The 16,362-nt window shown below is 67.1% G+C and carries 14 protein-coding genes; 2 read left to right on the top strand and 12 right to left on the bottom strand.

Features of this window, described 5'->3' with window-relative positions; all coding sequences use genetic code 11:
• Positions 1 to 447: 447 nt before the first annotated feature.
• Positions 448 to 2,856: a transketolase-like TK C-terminal-containing protein gene (locus tag E8L99_RS06790; RefSeq protein ID WP_137098831.1), complete on the bottom strand. Its 2,409-nt coding sequence runs from the start codon at positions 2,854 to 2,856 to the stop codon at positions 448 to 450.
• A 151-nt stretch (positions 2,857 to 3,007) separates the two neighbouring features.
• Between E8L99_RS06790 and E8L99_RS06785 the strand changes: the two genes are divergently transcribed.
• Together E8L99_RS06785 and E8L99_RS06780 are read left to right on the top strand one after the other, a co-directional pair.
• The gene (locus E8L99_RS06785) at positions 3,008 to 3,469 is read left to right on the top strand and encodes an Lrp/AsnC family transcriptional regulator (protein WP_137098830.1); all 462 of its coding nucleotides are present in this window, start codon (positions 3,008 to 3,010) and stop codon (positions 3,467 to 3,469) included.
• Between the two features lie 330 nt (positions 3,470 to 3,799).
• The gene (locus E8L99_RS06780) at positions 3,800 to 5,653 is read left to right on the top strand and encodes an extracellular solute-binding protein (RefSeq protein ID WP_137098829.1); all 1,854 of its coding nucleotides are present in this window, start codon (positions 3,800 to 3,802) and stop codon (positions 5,651 to 5,653) included.
• A gap of 83 nt (positions 5,654 to 5,736) precedes the next feature.
• Here the strand turns inward: E8L99_RS06780 and E8L99_RS06775 are convergent, their stop codons facing one another.
• The 11 genes from E8L99_RS06775 to E8L99_RS06725 all read right to left on the bottom strand — a co-directional run bounded on the left by E8L99_RS06775 (position 5,737) and on the right by E8L99_RS06725 (position 16,189).
• On the bottom strand, positions 5,737 to 6,123 hold the full coding sequence (locus E8L99_RS06775; protein ID WP_137098828.1) for a hypothetical protein: 387 nt from the start codon (positions 6,121 to 6,123) through the stop codon (positions 5,737 to 5,739).
• 131 nt (positions 6,124 to 6,254) lie between these two features.
• Positions 6,255 to 6,935, bottom strand: coding sequence for a ribonuclease T2 family protein (locus E8L99_RS06770; RefSeq protein WP_137098827.1), 681 nt, complete (start codon positions 6,933 to 6,935; stop codon positions 6,255 to 6,257).
• Between the two features lie 100 nt (positions 6,936 to 7,035).
• The gene (locus E8L99_RS06765; protein ID WP_137098826.1) at positions 7,036 to 7,569 is read right to left on the bottom strand and encodes a hypothetical protein; all 534 of its coding nucleotides are present in this window, start codon (positions 7,567 to 7,569) and stop codon (positions 7,036 to 7,038) included.
• 106 nt (positions 7,570 to 7,675) lie between these two features.
• Entirely contained in the window at positions 7,676 to 8,266 is a 591-nt protein-coding gene (locus E8L99_RS06760) for a Smr/MutS family protein (protein WP_137098825.1), read from the bottom strand.
• On the bottom strand, positions 8,263 to 9,765 hold the full coding sequence (mltA, locus tag E8L99_RS06755; protein ID WP_137098824.1) for a murein transglycosylase A: 1,503 nt from the start codon (positions 9,763 to 9,765) through the stop codon (positions 8,263 to 8,265). Before mltA ends, E8L99_RS06760 begins: the two co-directional genes overlap by 4 nt.
• Positions 9,766 to 9,787: 22 nt before the next feature.
• Positions 9,788 to 10,513, bottom strand: a complete 726-nt coding sequence (locus tag E8L99_RS06750) for a Tim44/TimA family putative adaptor protein (protein WP_137098823.1) — start codon at positions 10,511 to 10,513, stop codon at positions 9,788 to 9,790.
• Positions 10,514 to 10,659: 146 nt separating this feature from the next.
• A complete protein-coding gene (locus E8L99_RS06745; protein ID WP_137098822.1) occupies positions 10,660 to 11,658 on the bottom strand; it encodes an ABC transporter ATP-binding protein in 999 nt (332 codons plus the stop codon).
• Positions 11,655 to 12,659 carry an ABC transporter ATP-binding protein gene (locus E8L99_RS06740; RefSeq protein WP_137098821.1) on the bottom strand — a complete coding sequence of 335 codons (1,005 nt, stop codon included), beginning with the start codon at positions 12,657 to 12,659 and terminating at the stop codon, positions 11,655 to 11,657. Before E8L99_RS06740 ends, E8L99_RS06745 begins: the two co-directional genes overlap by 4 nt.
• Before the next feature lie 5 nt (positions 12,660 to 12,664).
• A complete protein-coding gene (locus E8L99_RS06735; protein ID WP_137098820.1) occupies positions 12,665 to 13,579 on the bottom strand; it encodes an ABC transporter permease in 915 nt (304 codons plus the stop codon).
• Entirely contained in the window at positions 13,576 to 14,517 is a 942-nt protein-coding gene (locus E8L99_RS06730; protein ID WP_137098819.1) for an ABC transporter permease, read from the bottom strand. Before E8L99_RS06730 ends, E8L99_RS06735 begins: the two co-directional genes overlap by 4 nt.
• A 73-nt stretch (positions 14,518 to 14,590) precedes the next feature.
• The gene (locus E8L99_RS06725) at positions 14,591 to 16,189 is read right to left on the bottom strand and encodes an ABC transporter substrate-binding protein (protein WP_137098818.1); all 1,599 of its coding nucleotides are present in this window, start codon (positions 16,187 to 16,189) and stop codon (positions 14,591 to 14,593) included.
• Between the last annotated feature and the right edge of the window lie 173 nt (positions 16,190 to 16,362).

Below are 16,362 nucleotides of genomic sequence, written 5' to 3'. Positions count from 1 at the left end.
CCATTAACTTGCAGATCAGCACGGGAACGAACCATGTCCGAATCGGCTGAGAGCCGATGTTCCCGGTCTGGCTCCGCCCCTCAGCCTGCCTGCCGTGGCACGGTTGGAATTCCGGAACACATGCGGTCAAACCGGCTTCGGATCGGCCGGCCTTAACGGGCCGATCCCCCTTTGGCACGCAGGCGTGGCGGCAAGTCGGCGATCTCCAACGGAAATCACACGATTGGGTACGCAAGAGCGCCCCATCCCGCCCTCACGGCCTGCCCGCGTTAACCTTGAGTCCAGGCCGCGAACGAACCATGTCCGAATCGCTGCGCAGGTCCTGTTCCGGCTTTGATCCGGCGTTCCGCACGTCTGCCTTCGGCCCGGTCAGGCCAAAGCTCTGCGGACGCCCCTCGCGCCGCCGGTGTTAACCGGGCCGTGCCAAAGCGGTACGCGCCCTCCCTCTCAGGGCAAGGCCTTGAGATAGCGGATCGGCCGCCGTTCCAGGATCGCCTGCGCCGCATGGAGGATGGCATTCGTATCCATGCCGAAGTGCCGGTAGAGGTCACCCACCGTGCCGGTCTGGCCGAAATGCTCGACGCCGAGCGACTTCACCTTGTGGCCGTTGACCGCGCCGAGCCAGGCGAGTGCCGCCGGATGACCGTCGATCACCGTGACCAGCCCGCAATCGCGCGACAGGGGCTGGATCAGCCGCTCGATATGGCTCAGCGCCTCGGCATTGCCGCGCTGGCGGGCGCGTTCCGCTGCCGTCCAGCCGGCATTCAGCCGGTCGGCCGAGGTAATGGCGAGCACGCCGACATCGCGGTGGCTCTCGGCCATCAGGCCGGCCGCCTCGATCGCTTCGGAGGCGACTGCGCCGGTATAGGCGATGACCACCTGGCAATTCGGCCCGGGCGGCTTCATCCAATAGGCGCCGTTGACGATGTCGCGGGCAAGCTCCGGCGTCATAGCGCGCTGCGGCTGGTCGAGCGTGCGGGTGGAGAGCCTCAGATAGAGCGATCCGCCGGTCTGGTCGCGCAGCCAGGTTGTCTCGTCGGGATCGCCCTCGCCGTCACGCTGCATGTAGTCGAAGCCGAAGCGCATGATCACCGCGAGCTCGTCGACGAAAGCCGGCTCGAAGGCGGCAAGGCCGTCCTGCGCAATGCCGATCAGCGGCGTCGAGATCGACTGATGCGCACCGCCCTCGGGGGCGAGCGTCACGCCGGACGGCGTCGCCACCAGCATGAAGCGGGCGTCCTGGTAGCAGGCATAGTTCAGGGCATCGAGGCCGCGCTGGATGAAGGGATCATAGAGCGTGCCCACCGGCAGCAGCCGCTCGCCATGGATGGAATGCGACAGTCCCAGGGCCGAGAGCAGGATGAACAGGTTCATTTCCGCGATGCCCAGCTCGATATGCTGGCCCTTCGGGGAGAAGTCCCAGTTGAAGGTGGAGGGAATCCGCTCCTGCTTGAACGTGTCGGCCAGCGACTTGCGGGCGAAAAGACCGCGCCGGTTGACGAAGGCGCCGAGATTGGTCGAGACCGTCACATCAGGCGAGGTCGTGACCACGCGGGACGCGAAATCACCCTCGCCGCGCGCGACCTCGTTGAGGATCAGGCCGAAGCCCTGCTGCGTCGACATCGCGGCCTGCGCCGGATAGGCGAGTGCCGCCGGCACCGGGATCTTCGGCGCGATGAAGCGCCTGCGGCCCTTCTGGACGAAGGGCACGCGCTTCAGGAACGCTTCGATCTCGCCAGCCGGCAGGCCGAGGCCTTCGAGGCGGTCCCATTCATGGCCCGGCCTGACCTTCATGGCGGTGCGGAACGCCTCCATCTGGGTTGGCGTCATCAGGCCGGCATGGTTGTCCTTGTGGCCCTGGAACGGCAGGCCGAGGCCCTTCACCGTATAGGCGATGAAACAGACCGGGCGGTCGTGGTCGATCGCCTCGAAGGCCTCGAGCAGGCTCGGCAGGTCATGGCCGCCGAGATTGGTCATCAGTTCGGCGAGTTCGGCATCCGAGCGCCGCTCGATCAGCTGGCTCACCGGGCCCTGGTCTCCGATATCGTCGGTGAGGCGCTTGCGCCAGGCAGCACCGCCCTGGAAGCAGAGCGCCGCATAGAGCTGGTTCGGGCAGGAATCGATCCAGGCCTGCAGCCGGTCGCCGCCGGGCTCGGCAAAGGCCGCCTTCTGCAGGCTGCCGTGCTTGAGGATCACCACGTCCCAGCCGAAATTGCGGAACATGGCCTCGAAGCGCTCCCACAGGCCCTCGCGGATCACCGCGTCCAGGCTCTGCCGGTTGTAGTCGACCACCCACCAGGTGTTGCGCAACCCGTGCTTCCAGCCCTCGATCAGGGCCTCATAGATATTGCCCTCGTCCATCTCGGCATCGCCGATGAGGGCGACCATCCGGCCCTCCGCCTGGTCCTTCGCCCAGCCATGGGCCTTCACGTAATCCTGCACCAGCGAGGAAAAGAGCGTCTGCGCCACGCCGAGGCCCACCGAGCCGGTGGAGAAATCGACATCGTCGATGTCCTTGGTGCGCGAGGGATAGCTCTGCGCACCCTTGTAGCCGCGGAAATTCTCCAGCTTCTCGCGCGTCTGGTTGCCGAACAGATATTGGATCGCGTGGAAGTTCGGGCTCGCATGCGGCTTCACCGCCACCCGGTCCTCGGGGCGCAGCACCGCGAAATAGAGCGCGGTCATGATGGTGGCGAGCGAGGCGGAGGAGGCCTGATGACCGCCCACCTTCAACCCGTCGCGGTTCTCGCGCTCGTGGTTGGCGTGGTGGATCGTCCAGGAGGCGAGCCACAGCACCTTGCGCTGCAATTCGGTCAGCACGGGCAGGCGGGGATCGGACGGGCGGCCGGCAGACATGGCGGTTCCTCAAGGACAAGCGGCGGGTTCTCCCGCTCCTTGGGTCATCATGCCATCGCTTGCGCCACGATACCTGCCAAATCCAGTCGACGGGATGGGCCATCCTGGTGAAATCTGCTAGGCAGCCGGCTTCAACAAGCGGAATCTGCCAATGAAGCTCGACGACCTCGATCGCCGCATCCTGTCTGAACTGCAGCGCGACGGCCGCATCACCAACCAGGCGCTGGCCGAGCGGGTCGGCCTGTCGCCGACGCCCTGCCTCAGGCGCGTGCGGCTCCTGGAGGAGGCCGGCATCATCGGCGGCTATGTCGCGGTGGTCGACCAGAAGGCGGTCGACCTGCCGGTCAGCGTGTTCATCTCCATCCGGCTTGAGCGCCAGCGCGAGGAGGAACTCGACCGCTTCGCTGGCGCCGTCTCACGCTGGCCGGAGGTGATGGAATGCTACCTGATGACCGGCCAGCGCGACTATCTCATGCGTGTCGTCTGCGCCGACCTGCCGGCCTATGAGCGGTTCCTGAAGGACAAGCTGACGCGGCTCGACGGGGTGGCCTCGATCGAATCGAGTTTCGCGCTGGCGCAGGTGAAGCACACCAATGTGCTGCCGATCGGGTGAGCAAATGGGCGGTGCTCCCCCTGCGATCGCCGCAGCGGAATCGAACGTGATGGCGCAATCGGTCCCCTCTCCCCACCTGCGGGGAGAGGGACAGGGTGAGGGGCCACGCGCGCGCCCTCAGCCCCTCACCCGCCAGCCGCTCCGCGTCTGTCGACCTCTCCCCGCAGGCGGGGAGAGGTGATGCGGCGGCGCCTGTCCTTGGGCGCCAATGCAAAAAGGGCAATGGGGCTAGAATCGTCCCGCCAGGGCACAGCCTGCGCCATCCCGCCGCTTGGCGCGGCCCGCCCGCCCGCCTAGTCTCGCCTCATCGCCTCTCCCGGAACCGATACCATGGCCCGCCCCTCGCGACGCACCGTCCTTGCCCTTGCCGCAGCCGGCGTCGGATCCGGCCTCCTCAAGGTCCAGGCCCAGACCGGTGCCACCGAAAGCCACGGCATGTCGGCCTTCGGCGACCTGAAATATCCCGCCGATTTCCGCCATTTCGACTTCGTCAATCCGCAGGCCCCCAAGGGCGGCACCTTCGTCCACACGGCGTCGAACTGGGCCTATAACCAGAACCCTACCACGTTCAACACGATGAACACGCTGGTGCTGCGCGGCGATGCCCCGCCCGGTCTCGATGGCATTTTCACCAGCCTGATGACTGGCGGCGGCGACGAGCCGGACGCGCTTTATGGCCTTGCCGCCGAACGCGTCGCGATTTCGGCCGACGGGCTGACCTATCGCTTCACGCTGCGCGCCATCGCGGCTTTCCACGACGGCACGAAGATCACCGGCGCCGATGTCGCCTGGTCGATCCTCACCCTCAAGGAGAAGGGCCATCCGCTCATCCGTACCATCCTGCGCGATGTCGCGGGCGCCGAGGCCGATGGCGACGGCGCTGTCATCGTGCGCTTCAACGAGGGGCGCCCGCGCTCGCTGCCGCTGACCGTCGCCGGCCTGCCGATCCTGTCGAAGTCCTGGTATGCCAACCGCGATTTCGAGGCCTCCACCATGGACGTGCCGCTGGGGTCTTCAGCCTACAAGGTCGGGCGCTTCGAGAGCGGCCGCTTCATCGAATATGAGCGGGTCAAGGGCTGGTGGGGCGAGGCGCTGCCGGTCTCGGTCGGCCAGAACAATTTCGACGTCGTCCGCGTCGAGTTCTTCCGGGATCGCGACGTCGCCTTCGAGGCCTTCAAGAGCCGCACCTATACGTTCCGCGAGGAGTTCACCTCCCGCACCTGGGCGACACAGTACGATTTTCCAGCAGCCAAGGACGGCCGCGTCGCCCGGCGCGAGGTTGCCGACGACACGCCGTCGGGAGCCCAGGGCTGGTTCATCAACACACGGCGCGACAAGTTCGCCGATCCGCGGCTGCGCGAGGCGCTCGGCCTCGCCTTCGATTTCGAATGGACCAACAAGCAGGTCATGTTCGATAGCTACAAGCGCACCCATTCCTTCTTCCAGAACTCGCCGATGATGGCCTTCGGCCCGCCGACGCCGGAGGAAAAGGCGCTGCTGGAACCGTTCCGCGGCAAGGTGCCGGACGAGGTGTTCGGCGAGCCCTATGTGCCGCCGGTGTCGGACGGGTCCGGCCAGGATCGCAATCTGCTCAGGCGCGCCACCGCGCTGCTGCGCGAGGCGGGCTTCGTGCTGCGGGACAACAAGCTGATCGACCCCAAGGGCCGGCCGATGATTGTCGAATTCCTCGACTTCGACAATTCGCTGGAGCGCCACACCCAGCCCTATGTTGCGAACCTGCGCCGGCTCGGCATCGAGGCGACCATCCGGCGGGTCGATTCCGCGCAATATCAGTCGCGGCTGAAGGACTATGATTTCGATCTCACCATCCGCCGCTATTCGCTGTCCATGACGCCGGGCGAGAGCATGCGCACCTTCTTCGGCTCGGAGAGCGGCCGGCAGCCGGGCTCGCAGAACCTCTCCGGCATTGCCGATCCGGTGGTCGATGCGCTGATCTCCAAGGCGATCGTCGCCACCACGCGGGCCGAGCTCACCGTCACCTGCAAGGCGCTGGACCGCGTGCTGCGCGCCGGGCGCTATTGGGTGCCCAACTGGTACAAGGGCAGCCATTGGATGGCCTATTGGGACCAGTTCGGCTTTCCCGAGACCAAGCCGAAATATGCCCGCGGCGTGCCGGGTACCTGGTGGTTCGACCCCACGAAGGCAGCGAAGATCGGCGGGTGAGGACGGACCCTGGCGGGGTGATGGCCCGCGTCAGATATCTCTGCCCCACGGCAGACGTGCGCGAAGGGCCAGGCTCGGGGTGATCAGGACAGCCGCAGCCGGCGGGCGGCATAGCGCGCGCCCCGCATCACCATGATCATCACTGAAGTCAGTCCGACGAGATGGCTGCCGGCGGCAACGATGGCGAGCGGCAGGGCGTCGGGGCGGACCACGGCGGCGGCGACCAGGGCAGGCGCCCACACGACGGTGAGCAGCGCGGAATTGACCATGGCGCCGGCCAGTGTCGAACCCAGATGGGGGCCGCAGCTCCAGAGCGGCAGGGGCGCCTCGGCATCGGTGACGCAGCCGGCCACTGCCTGCAGCGTCTCCGGCCAATGCAGAGCCGCCAACGCGACAGCCCAGAGCGACCCATAGGCGAGGGCCCAGGCCGGAATGGCATTGCGCAGACGTCCGAGCAACCAGGCAACCAACGTGGCGTTTCCCCTCACAGGCCGTTCAAGACCAGCCGGCAGGGTAACGCCGATGTCCTAAAAAGAGGTTCCGGACCTGGGTCCAATGCGGCCGGTTCCGACAACCGGCCGGCAATCTGTCCGCCGCGAGGTCAGATGCGTCCGGGCCGCACCGGCGTGACCATCAGGCGCTCACGCCGGCAGGTGCGGCGATCGATTTCCTGGCAGGCGGTGAAGTTCATGTCGCGACCGATGCAGACGCGCACCTCGCGCAGCCGACGGTCATCGCACTGGACCGAGATCATCTCCCGGGTGAGACCGGGATTGGCGCGCACGAAAGCGTCCTCCACCTCGTCCGGCGTGACGGTGAGGGCCGCCTGGACGTTCTCATATTCGGTGGGAATGCGGATCTTGGCGCGGGCCTGGCGCACGGTCTCGAAATAGGCGGCGGGCGAGCGGGCGCCAGCGCAGGTGCCGTGCTTGTTCCATTGCGCCCGGATCAGACCCGGCGCCGGCATGATGTCGAGCATGCCGTTGACCACGCGGCGGTCGAGCTCCGGAGCCGGAACCTGGCAATATTCCGGGAAGCCGCGGGTGAATTGCGGCCACAGGCCGTGCACCACGAAGGAGAACTGACGGTCGCCGCCGCACTGGATGGAGCGCGACATGCGATCGCCCTGCGCCTCGCAGAAGGCTGGCGACCAGGAGAGCGCCAGAACATAGAAATCGAACTCGCCGGGAGGCGACCCGTGGCGCGCCTGCGCCCTGACCTCGCCACCGAATGCCAGCACTGCAAGGACGGCGAAGGCCGCCCGGACCGCTGAAAAACTCATGACACATCTCCCCCAGACATTGCCCGGAGGCTAGCCACGCCATGAGAACAAAGAAAGAACGTATTTTATCGGATGCCGCTCCTGCGGCAATCCCGGCGAATCAGGGCCGCGCCATCCGGCAGGCCGGATCGAAGGAGCGGCCGCGGTCGAGCCCGTTGACGCACCATTCAACGCCCCAGGTGAAGCCAGCCAGGCTCTGGTCTTCCATGATGGCATAGTCGACGTTGCGGACGCGGCCGTCGGACAGATGGGCGCGCGCGGCGCAATAGCGGCGCGGAATGTTGTTCTGACCCCACGGATTTGTCGAGCGCAGCGCCACGCGGTCAAAGCCGACAATGGTCAGCGAGGAGTTCCAAAACCGGCGCTCCTTCTGCTCGAAACGCGCCCGGATCTGCTCCAGCGGCTGGGTCGCGTCACAGGGCAGGAGCCGGTCCTGAAAGCGGGGATCGCGAAAGATCAGCGCGGCGAACGGCCCCTGCGGCTGTGCAGCGAGATTGTCCGGATCTGGAATGCGGCTCGTGGTGAAGGTCGAGCCGTTGAGCCCACGGGCGTTCTGCGCCTCGGCGGCGGGGGCCAGCACCACCGACGCGCCGGCAACGGCAATGAAGCTGGCAAGGCGAGCGAGCATGCGCATGGTGGAATCTCCCGAACGGCTGTGGCCACGATTTCCTCGGAACGGCCCGGCGGTCAAGAGCCGCGCGGCCACACCGGCGCGGAATTCGTGCGATGCAGCGAAAGGGTCAGGGCGCACGCGGCCGGCGGATGCGGACATAGAGCGCGCCAGCGCCACCATGGCCGATGGCGGCCTCCTCGAAGCCGATGACCAGATCGCGGAAATCCGGCAACCGGAGCCATTGCGGCACCACCCGGCGCAGCACGCCGCGATCGGCGTGGGGATCGGAGTGCCAGGGCTCCTCGTGAGACGGGGTCATGCGCGGCGGCCCCTTCGGCCCGCCCTTGCCGGTGATGACGATGACCAACTTGAGGCCGTCGCCCTGGGCGCGCCTGAGGAAGCCGATCAGCCGGCGGTGGGCCACCTCCTGGGTGAGCCCGTGCAGGTCGAGGCGCGCCTCGGCTTCGGCGGCGCCCCGATTGAGCTTGCGGCGCAATCCCTTCTCGATGGGGGCGAGGGGCGGCGGAGCCGGCGGCCGGCGCGGCTCGGGCGGTGGAGCGGGCGCAGGCTTGACCGGACGCGGCGGCGCGAGGTCCTCGGCCGGTGCCGGCGCGTCGAGGCCGGCAAGCCTGGAGGGTTCCAGCGGCTTCACCGTGCGCGCCACATGGGTCCACAAGGCCTTGTCCTCGGCCGAGAGCGTCCGGCTCCGCCGCTTCATCGGTGGCTCCGGTGCGGCGGATGGCGCGGCTCGGGCACGGGGACCTCGGCGGCATCCGGCGAGAGCGCCTTCGGCAGCAGCACGAACCAGTCGGCGCGATGGCGGATGCGCCCCGCGACCGATCCCGCCTCGAAGCCGGTGCCGAGGAACAGGTCGCCGCGCGCCGGCCCGACAATGGCCGAGCCGGTATCCTGGGCGATCATCAGGCGGCGGAACGGCTCGCCGGATTCGGCCGGCCCCGTCGGCAGGATCGTGTCGATATAGACCGGCGTGCCATAGGCATGGACGTTGCGGTCGATGGCGATGGATCGCCAGTCGGTGATCGACACCCCCTGCCCGCCGATCGGACCGTCCTCGGTGCGCAATTCGGTCTTCACCCGGAAGAACACATAGGAGCGGTTCTGGCGGCGCACATCGGTCGCCGGCTCCGGGTTCTCGGCCATCCATTGGCGGATGAAATCCATCGACATCTGCTCGCGCGTGCCGAAGCCGCGCTCGATCATGACGCGGCCAACCGGCACATAGCGATGACCGTTATGGGCGGCATAGCCGATGCGCAAGGTGGAGCCATCGGCAAAGCGCAGGCGGGCCGAGCCCTGGATCTGGGTGAACAGGAGGTCGATGGGATCGCGCACCCAGGCGATCTCCAGCCCCTTGCCGTCAAGCGCGCCGTTCTCGATGTCGCCCCGGTCGTAATAGGGCAGGAACTGGCCGTTGACCCAGCGGCCGGCCCCGCCGCGCGCATCGAAGCCACCGGAGGCAGAACCGCGGCCGGGGACGAGATCCTCGGGGCGCGACAGGAAGGGCGTGGTGAAGGCGTCGGTCCGCTCGCGGGAGGCCTCGACTTCCGGCTCGTAATAGCCGGTGAGAAAGCCGTAGGTCTCGGGAACATCGGCGAACTTGCCGATGCGGACCGGGCGGAACTCGGTCTCGAAGAAGGTGCGGGCCGCCTCGAGGCTGATATCCGGGCCGAGCGCGAGGGCGCGGGGGCAGATGTCGCGCAGCGCGAACCAGACCGGCTGGGCCGAACCCGGCGGCCTTGTGGCCCGCAGGATCGGCGGGCAGGAGGCGAGGAAGGCGCGGAACGACAGGTCCTGCCGGTCTTCGGCCCAACCGGGCAAGGTTTCGAATGTCGCTCGTTCGAGCCAGGCACCGGGATAGACGAAGGGAAATCCCGACAGGCTCGGCTCGATGGCCGGGGCCTCGAGCGGCGTTGCGACCACCGGCGGTGTCGGCTGTGCCGGTGAAGCGGCGTCCGCAGGCGGTGGGGTGGTCGCGACAGCCGGTGCCGGTTCAGCGGCGGCCGGTGTCTCGGAGGGCACTGCGGCGGCCGGCGCCGCAGGATCGGGCAAGGGCGTCGCCTCGGCTGGTGCGGGCGCGGAAGCCGGTGGCGGGCTCAGGAGCAACAGCCGCGATGATCCCGCAGCGGCGGGCAGGCTCCAGCCTGTGCAGGCCAGGACCAGCGCCAGGACAAGGACGCTATCCCGGCGCAGGACCATCGGAGCCTCCCGCCGGATCGGTTCAGCTGCCGGCTTCGGTGGCGATAAGCCGCCAGTTCGGATCCCGGTCGGTGACATTGCGCGCGAAGGTCCAGACATCCGTGACATCGGCGACCCGGTCGGGCGAGCCATCGACCACCACGCCCGCCTTGTCGCGGGTGGCGGTGATGAGCTGCGAGACGAATTTCAGCGTCAGCTGGGCCTGATCGCCGCGCAGCTGCGCATCGGTGAGTTCGGCGTGTTCGATGCCGACGAAACGCGTCTCGACCATGTCGCCGCGGGTCTCGCGGTCCTTGATGGCCTGCTCGAAACCGTCGAACACATCCTTGGCGAGCAGATCGCGCAAGGTCTTGCGGTCGCCTGACGCGAAGGCCAGCACGATCATCTCATAGGCCGCCTTGGCACCGCCGACGAAGCCTGCGGGGTCAAAGGCGGGGTCGCGCGCAATGATCGCCTCGAGGCCACGCGCCACGGGCGAGCCGGGGGCCGCCAGATTGCCGAAGCGCGGCGCTGCCGGCTCAAGCGGCATGGGCACCGGGGCCTGATCGCGCTGCGGCATGGGGATGACCTCGCCTGGGCCCTGCGGACCCGGGCCATTCGGGCCAGGACCGGCATCGCGGCCGTCACGCGGGCGGAACGGGTCCTGCTCGGAGCCGGTCTTCGTTCCCAGCACACTGCGCAGCCGGAAAAAGATGAACACCGCCAGGGCGAGGAAAATGATCGTGTAGATGTCGAAAGCGTTGTTCATGGTCGCCGTCTTTCGGGGGGCGGGAACATGGAAGCGGGGCCGCGTCCTTGAATCGCCCCGGAGAGCTTACTCGACTTCACAAATAAGGCATTTTTCGCGAACCGCCAGATGGCATGCGCCGTTTCGCCGCGACTGGCGAGCGGCACTCACGCGTGAGCACCGGGCGCCTTGTCGGGATCATGGAGATGGCAGGCCGCATAATGGCCGTCGGCGGCGAGGCGGAGCTGGGGTTCGTCGACGCGGCAGCGGTCGAAGGCCATGGGGCAGCGGGTGTGGAATCGGCAGCCCTTGGGCGGGTTGATCGGGCTCGGCACATCACCCTTGAGGATCACGCGGTCGCGCGCCTTGCCGGGATCGGGCACCGGCACCGCCGACAAAAGGGCGATCGTGTAGGGGTGCTTCGGATTGGCGAAGATCTCGCGCCGGGAGGCCACCTCGACGATCTTGCCGAGATACATGACCGCGACGCGGTGGGTCATGTGCTCGACGATCGCGAGGTCGTGGCTGATGAACAGCAGCGCCAGGCCCAGTTCCTTCTGCAGGTCCTGCAGGAGGTTGACGATCTGCGCCTTGACCGAGACGTCGAGCGCCGAGACCGCCTCGTCGCATATGATCAGGTCCGGCTCGGCGGCGAGCGCGCGGGCAATGCCGATGCGCTGGCGCTGGCCACCGGAGAACTCGTGCGGCCAGCAATTCACCGCATCGCGCGGCAGGCGCACCTTGTCCATCAGAAGCGCGATGCGCTCGTCGATCTCGGCGCGGGTCTTGGCGAGGCCGAAATTGATGATCGGCTCGGCGAGAATATCGCGCACCCGCATGCGCGGATTGAGGGAGGAGAACGGGTCCTGGAACACGACCTGGACCCGGCGGCGCAACGGCCTGAGCTTGCCCGCGGAGAGGTCGTCGATGCGCTGGCCGTCGAGCACGACCTGGCCTGAGGTCAGTGAGAACAGGCGCAGGATCGCCTTGCCGACGGTCGATTTGCCGCAGCCGGATTCACCCACCAGTGACAGGGTCTCGCCCTTCTCGATGGAGAAGGAGACGCCATCGACCGCATAGACCTGGCCGGTCACCTGGCCGAAGAAGCCGCCAGTGAGCGGAAAGTGCTTCTTGAGATCATTGACCTCGAGGATGGGCTGGCTCATGCGGCCACCGCCTCCTTGGCGGCGTAATGGCAGGCGACGACGTGGTTCGGCGCCTTGGCCTCGAGGCCCGGCGCGACCGCGCGGCAGAGATCGGTGACAAGCGGGCAGCGTCCGGCGAAGACGCAGCCCTGGATGCGTGTCTTGAGGCTCGGCACGAGGCCCGGGATCTCGGCAAGCCGAGTGGTCTCGCCTTCGAGCGAGGAGCCGAGCTTCGGCACCGCGCCAAGCAGCCCCTGCGTGTAGGGATGGCGCGGCGAGCGGAACAGGTCGGTGACGGAGGCCTCCTCCACCTTGCGGCCGGCATACATGACCATGACGCGCTCGGCGACTTCGGCGACCACGCCGAGATCGTGGGTGATCAGCACGATGGCAGCACCCACCCGGTGCTTCAGGTCGCGCATCAGGTCGAGGATCTGGGCCTGGATGGTGACGTCGAGCGCGGTCGTCGGCTCATCCGCGATCAGGAGCTTCGGATTGCAGGCGAGCGCAATCGCGATCATCACGCGCTGGCGCATGCCGCCGGAGAGCTGGTGGGGATATTCGCGCACGCGGCGCGCCGGCTCGGGGATGCCGACCAGGGTCAGCATCTCGATGGCGCGCTGCTCGGCCTCCTGCTTGGACAAGCCCTGGTGCAGGCGCAGCGTCTCGCCGATCTGGCGGCCGACCGTGAGCACCGGATTGAGCGATGTCATCGGCTCCTGGAAGATCATGGAGATGTCGTTGCCGCGAATGGCGCGCATCTCCTTGTCCGACAGGGCGAGCAGGTCGCGCCCCTGGAATCGGATCGAGCCGGCGATCTTGCCGGGAGGCTCGGGGATCAGCCTGAGGAGCGACATGGCGGTGACCGACTTGCCGCAGCCCGATTCGCCGACCACCGCCAGCGTCTCGCCGGCGGCGACATGGAAGGACACGCCATCCACCGCCCGGTTGATGCCGTCGGGGGTGCGGAAGTGGGTCTGCAGGTTCTCAACTTCGAGAAGGTGGGGTTCGCGTTCGGCCATGGGTGTCAGACGCTCTTGGACATGCGGGGATCGAGCATGTCGCGCAGCCCGTCGCCCAGGAGATTGACCGCCAGAACCGTCAGCGACAGGAAGATCGCCGGGAACAGCACGATGTAGAACTTGACCTGCCAGAGCGCCCGGCCTTCGGCCATGATATTGCCCCAGGACGGGATGATCGGCGGCGTGCCCGCGCCGATGAACGACAGGATCGCCTCCGTGATCATGGCGGAGGCGCAGATATAGGTCGCCTGCACGATGAGGGGCGCCAGCGTGTTGGGCAGGATGTGCTTGAGGATGATCTTCGGCATGCGCGTGCCCGACGCGATGGCACCATCGACATAGGGTTGCTCGCGCAGGGACAGCACGACGCCGCGCACGAGGCGCGACACGCGCGGAATCTCGGCAATGGTGATGGCCAGGATGACATTGCCGACCGAGCCGCGGGTCAGCGCCATCAGGGCCACCGCCAGCAGGATCGGCGGGATCGACATCATGCCGTCCATGATCCGCATGATGATCGCATCGGCGGCGCGCACGAAGCCGGAGATGAGGCCGATGGTCAGGCCTGCGACGGAAGCGAAGAACGCGACCGAGAAGCCGACGATCAGCGACACGCGGGCGCCGTAGAGCACGCGCGAATAGATGTCGCGACCGAGCATGTCGGTGCCGAACCAGTAGAGCGCCGAGGGCTCGCGGGTGCGCGTGCGGGTCGAGATCGCGGTCGGATCGACCGTCCAGAGCAGCGGCGCGAAGACGGCCACGAAGACCATGAGGATGAGCAGGCCCGAGCCGATGGCAATGGTCGGGTTGCGGCGCAGGAAGCCGATGAAGCCCTTGCGCGGCTTGATGTCCGGCAGGACGTCGGGAAGCGTTGGCGCGATGGCCGTTCCGGCCGGGATGTCGGGGCTATGCACGGTCAATAGCGGATCCTCGGATCGACGAGGGTATAGACAAGGTCGATCGCGAGATTGACCAGCACGTAGACGAAGGAGAACAGCAGCACGACGCCCTGGATCACCGGATAGTCGCGGCGCAGGATGGCATCGACGGTGAGGCGGCCGAGGCCGGGAATGGCGAACACGCTCTCGGTGACGACGGCGCCGCCAATGAGCAGCGCGATGCCGAGGCCGATGACGGTGACGATGGGCACGGCGGCATTCTTCAGCGCGTGGATGAACAGGATGCCCGGCTGCGCCACGCCCTTGGCGCGGGCGGTGCGGATATAGTCCTGCTGCAGCACTTCCAGCATGGTGGCGCGGGTGATGCGGGCGATCAGCGCGATGTAGACGCAGCCGAGCGCGATGGCCGGCAGAATCAGGTTCTCGAACCAGGGCCAGAGCCCCTTGGAGATCGGCGTGTAGCCCTGCACCGGCAGCCAGTCGAGTTCGAGCGCGAAGACATAGGCGAGCAGGTAACCGACCACGAAGACCGGGACCGAGAAGCCGAACACGGCGAAGGCCATGATCGCGCGGTCGATGATCGTGCCGGCCTTCCAGGCCGAGATGACGCCCATCGGCACGGCGATGGTGATGGCGAGAATGAGGGTGACGACCATCAGCGACAGGGTCGGCTCGAGCCGCTGCGCGATCAGCTGGGTCACCGGCAGGCCGGTAAAGATCGAGGTACCGAGATCGAACTGGATGATGCGCCAGGCCCATTCGGTGAAGCGCACCAGGAACGGCCGGTCGAGCCCGAGGCTCTGGCGGATCTTCAGCACATCCTCGGGGGATGCCTGGTCGCCCGCAATCACCGCCGCCGGATCACCCGGGGCGATATAGAGCAGCGAGAACACAAACAGCGCCACCACCGCCATGACGGGGATGGTCTGGATGACGCGGCGGACAATGTAGACGAACATCGGTTGCGTCGTTTCGCATGTCGGCGTCCGGACGGCGCTTTCGTCGCGCGCCGCCCGGCAGCCATTGGGGGGATCAGGCCTTCGCGACGTCCCAGAAGAACGGCAGCGGACCCTTGGTGATGCCAGTCACATTGCTGCGCCAGGCGGTGTAGCCGAGGAAGAAGCCCGGCGGCACGAAGACGACATTGTCGAGTGCCGCCTTGTTGAGCGCACGGATCGCAACCTTCTCCTCCTCGAGGTTCTTGGCCTCGAACCAGTTGGTCACCTGGGCCTCGACCTCGGGGATGTTCGGCCAGCCGAACCAGGCGCCGTCGCCATTGGCGCGGATCGCGGTATAGCCGGCCGGGTTGGTGCAGTCTGCACCCGCGTGCCAGGAGAAGAAGATGTTCCAGCCGCCCTGGGCCGGAGGCGTCTTCAAGGCGCGCCGCTGACCGGTGGTGCCCCAGTCGGTGGCGACGAAGTCGACATTCATGCCGAGCTTCTTCAGGAGATCGGCGGCAACGTCGCCGAGCGCCTTGGTCACCGGCTGGTCCTGGGCGACCACCATGGTGACGGGCTCGCCCTTGTAGCCGGATTCGGCGAGCAGCTTCTTGGCGCCCTCGATGTCGCGCGGACCCTTCAGGATCTCGCCGCCCTCTTCGGTGTAGAGCGGCGTGCCGGGGGTGAAGAAGCCCGGCAGGGCCTTCCAGAGCGCATCCTCCGAGCCGACGATGGCGCGCATGAAATCTTCCTGGTTCAGCGCCATCAGGAGCGCGCGGCGCGCCTTGACGTTGTTGAACGGCGGATGGAGGTGGTTGAGGCGGAAGGCGCCGATATTGCCGAGGGGATCGCCGATGTCGACGCGGATGTTGCGGTTGCGCTTCATCACCGGGATGAGGTCGGCAATCGGGTTCTCCCACCAGTCGACTTCACCGTTCTGCAAGGCAGCCGATGCGGTCGCCGGATCCGGCATGATCACCCATTCGATGCGATCGACCAGGATCCGCTTGCCGCCGGCCAGCCACGAGGACGGCTCGGGACGCGGCACATAATCGGTGAACTTCTCGAACACCGCCTTGGCGCCGGGAACCCATTCCGAGCGGACGAACTTCATCGGGCCGGAGCCGATATATTCGGTGATCTGCTGGAACGGGTCGGTCTTGGCGATGCGCTCAGGCATGATGAACGAGCAGGGCGAATTGTTCTTGCCCAGCGCCAGCAGCATTTTCGGATAGGGCTTCTTCAGCTTCCAGCGGAAGGAGGTGTCGTCGATGGCGACGATCTCCTCCTGGATCGCCTTGATCATCAGGCCCATCGGGTCGCGGAACGACCAGCGGATGAGGCTCTGCACGCAGTCCTTGGCGAGAACCGGCGCGCCGTCATGGAATTTCAGGCCCGGACGCAGCTTGAAGGTCCAGGTCAGGCCATCCGGGGAGACCGTTTCGCTCTCGACCATCTGGCGCTGGGGCACGAGATTGGCATCGACGCCATAGAGCGTGTCCCAGACGAGGGCCGCCGCATTGCGCACCACATATTGGGTGCCCCAGATCGGGTCGAAATTGGCGAGATTGGCCTGCGGCACGAAGCGCAGAACCTTGGCGGCACCCTGCGCCAGGGCAGGCCCGGCCAGGCCGCCATGCGTTGCCAAGGCGCCAACGCTGGCGCTGGCCTTGATGAATGTCCTGCGGTCCATGAATGGAACTCCCCTCGAAAACCAGTGCCGCCCCTGTTGCGGGACGAGGGTCCTGTCGACCCTTTGCCGGACCCCTGTTGCAATTTGCAGAGGTTCCAGACAGGCACGGTAGCGCTTGGCAAAGCCTGTGCCATAAGGGGTTTTCCGGTCCCCCCGCCGGAAAGCCGGCGACT

The sequence above is a fragment of the Phreatobacter aquaticus genome (assembly GCF_005160265.1).
GTDB lineage: Bacteria > Pseudomonadota > Alphaproteobacteria > Rhizobiales > Phreatobacteraceae > Phreatobacter > Phreatobacter aquaticus.
This window is presented reverse-complemented; position numbering and strand designations above follow the sequence as displayed.

What these genes read in the sequence shown, in the direction of transcription:
- E8L99_RS06760 (WP_137098825.1), bottom strand. Translation starts at nt 8,266, where the DNA reads ATGAAGCGGCGGAGCCGGACGCTCTCGGCCGAGGACAAGGCCTTGTGG.
- E8L99_RS06785 (WP_137098830.1), top strand. Translation starts at nt 3,008, where the DNA reads ATGAAGCTCGACGACCTCGATCGCCGCATCCTGTCTGAACTGCAGCGC.
- E8L99_RS06770 (WP_137098827.1), bottom strand. Translation starts at nt 6,935, where the DNA reads ATGAGTTTTTCAGCGGTCCGGGCGGCCTTCGCCGTCCTTGCAGTGCTG.
- E8L99_RS06750 (WP_137098823.1), bottom strand. Translation starts at nt 10,513, where the DNA reads ATGAACAACGCTTTCGACATCTACACGATCATTTTCCTCGCCCTGGCG.
- E8L99_RS06725 (WP_137098818.1), bottom strand. Translation starts at nt 16,189, where the DNA reads ATGGACCGCAGGACATTCATCAAGGCCAGCGCCAGCGTTGGCGCCTTG.
- E8L99_RS06765 (WP_137098826.1), bottom strand. Translation starts at nt 7,569, where the DNA reads ATGCGCATGCTCGCTCGCCTTGCCAGCTTCATTGCCGTTGCCGGCGCG.
- E8L99_RS06740 (WP_137098821.1), bottom strand. Translation starts at nt 12,659, where the DNA reads ATGGCCGAACGCGAACCCCACCTTCTCGAAGTTGAGAACCTGCAGACC.
- E8L99_RS06780 (WP_137098829.1), top strand. Translation starts at nt 3,800, where the DNA reads ATGGCCCGCCCCTCGCGACGCACCGTCCTTGCCCTTGCCGCAGCCGGC.
- E8L99_RS06745 (WP_137098822.1), bottom strand. Translation starts at nt 11,658, where the DNA reads ATGAGCCAGCCCATCCTCGAGGTCAATGATCTCAAGAAGCACTTTCCG.
- mltA (WP_137098824.1), bottom strand. Translation starts at nt 9,765, where the DNA reads ATGGTCCTGCGCCGGGATAGCGTCCTTGTCCTGGCGCTGGTCCTGGCC.
- E8L99_RS06730 (WP_137098819.1), bottom strand. Translation starts at nt 14,517, where the DNA reads ATGTTCGTCTACATTGTCCGCCGCGTCATCCAGACCATCCCCGTCATG.
- E8L99_RS06790 (WP_137098831.1), bottom strand. Translation starts at nt 2,856, where the DNA reads ATGTCTGCCGGCCGCCCGTCCGATCCCCGCCTGCCCGTGCTGACCGAA.